Source organism: Lapidilactobacillus bayanensis (assembly GCF_003946695.1).
GTDB classification, from domain to species: domain Bacteria; phylum Bacillota; class Bacilli; order Lactobacillales; family Lactobacillaceae; genus Lapidilactobacillus; species Lapidilactobacillus bayanensis.
This window is the reverse complement of record NZ_RHOX01000059.1, coordinates 1-1689: the sequence shown is the minus strand read 5'-3', so window position 1 is coordinate 1689 and position 1689 is coordinate 1. Positions and strand designations below refer to the sequence as shown.

Sequence of the window (1689 nt, the reverse complement as noted above, 5' to 3'; positions counted from 1 at the left end):
TGCGATAATCCCTTTATGGTTGTCAGATGAAATATAATAATTCATCTGATGATTATGGAGGGATTTTTGTATGTCCAGATCTAAGTTCACGGCACTGGAGAAGTTCAATCTACTTAAAGATTACCAACAGTCAGGCCTGCCAAGAGCTACGTATGCAAGACAGCACGGAATCGGTCAGAATACACTTAGAAGATGGTTGATGCGTTACCAAAGAGACGGAATTGAAGGCCTTGAAGAAGCTAAGAAGAACATTCACTACAGTAAGGAGTTGAAGCATACCGTTGTCTTTGCCTATCTGAATGGAGAAGGCACTTTAGAAGAAGTGGCCAATAAATATGGATTGCGTAACTCAACGCAAGCAAAAGTCTGGGTCGATAAGTATAATGGAGACAAACCTTTGACGGCATCACCGTCTAGAAAGCAGGTCCCCACTATGCGTAAAAAGACGACTTTCGAAGAACGAATTGAAGTAGTTGAGTACGTGGTCAAGCACAAGCATTCATACACTGAGGCCGCAGAGCACTTTCAAGTTTCGTATCAACAAGCACGTTCCTGGGTGCTTAAGGCCAAGGATGGTGGTTATGAGGTCCTCGTTGATAACCGTGGTCATCACAAAGATGAATCTGAACTGACTGATCTCGATAAAGCGAATCTTCGCATTCGCCAACTAGAAGCTGAGCTTAAAGACAAGGAATTGGTGGAACAATTCGCAAAAAAATTGCTGGAACTTCAGCGCAAGGGGTGAACAAACAACATCGGCTGGCCTATGTCGCAATCAAAGAGGTCAGTCAAGGTAAGCGTGGTGCACTCACCAAGTTATTAGCCGTTGTCGGTGTAAGCCGGCAGGCTTACTACAAAGGGTTAAATCGAGAAGAAACTGCTTGGGAAGCCCGTAATCGTCAACTCAAGGAACGGACGCAATACTGGTTTAATTTCCATCATCAAGGCATAGGTGCTGGGAATCTCTTAGTGAATCTTCAGCATGATGAGCTGATTGCCTTCGAAGTTACTCATAAAATGATTCGACGTGTGATGCGAGAACTCGGATTGAGATGTCAAATTCGAGTCAAAAAACACAGTCGCCAAAAAGCTAGTGATCAATACGTTCAAGACAATGTCTTAAACCAGAACTTTGAAACAGACGCGCCTAACAAAGTTTGGTTGTCCGACTCGACTGAATTAAAATTTGGTCCAAATGGCGAATATAGGATTCGGCTGAGTGGCGTTCTCGATCTCTATGGGCGTCTTCTCTTGTCACACCATCTCAGCATTACCGAAACCACAGCTGCGGAAATAGAAGTATTTCAACGTGCATTTGAAAGAGTCGGAGATGTTCATCCACTGATTCACACAGATCGCGGGTCAGCTTATACATCTGGCGCCTTCAACAATTTTATTGGACGTTACGATGTGACTCGTAGCATGTCTCGTCCAGGCACACCATACGATAACGCGCCGATGGAGCGTTGGTGGAATGAGTTTAAGCTTCGCTGGATGGATCGCCATCCGATACCTAAAACCTTTGAAGAACTCGTGAAGCTGGTTGAAGAAGGCATTGAATACTTCAATCACCACAACCGTTCAGCACAAAGAAACGGCCTCACTCCAGATGAATACTGGAGTGAAGCCGCTTAGAGACAAATTCAATTTTATATTATTTCATCTGTCAACTTGACAGGGCATAGTGCA

Annotated in this window: 2 protein-coding genes; both read left to right on the top strand. The window is 44.2% G+C overall.

The window, feature by feature from the left end; all coding sequences use genetic code 11:
* The first annotated feature begins 70 nt into the window (after positions 1-70).
* On the top strand, positions 71-745 hold the full coding sequence (locus tag EKM65_RS11065) for a helix-turn-helix domain-containing protein (protein WP_125608466.1): 675 nt from the start codon (positions 71-73) through the stop codon (positions 743-745).
* Positions 742-1635, top strand: coding sequence for an IS3 family transposase (locus EKM65_RS11060; RefSeq protein WP_125608464.1), 894 nt, complete (start codon positions 742-744; stop codon positions 1633-1635). Before EKM65_RS11065 ends, EKM65_RS11060 begins: the two co-directional genes overlap by 4 nt.
* The last annotated feature ends 54 nt before the right edge of the window (positions 1636-1689 follow it).

Bases quoted from the DNA above. Each gene is read 5' to 3' on its own strand.
- EKM65_RS11065 (WP_125608466.1), top strand. From the start codon at position 71: ATGTCCAGATCTAAGTTCACGGCACTGGAGAAGTTCAATCTACTTAAA.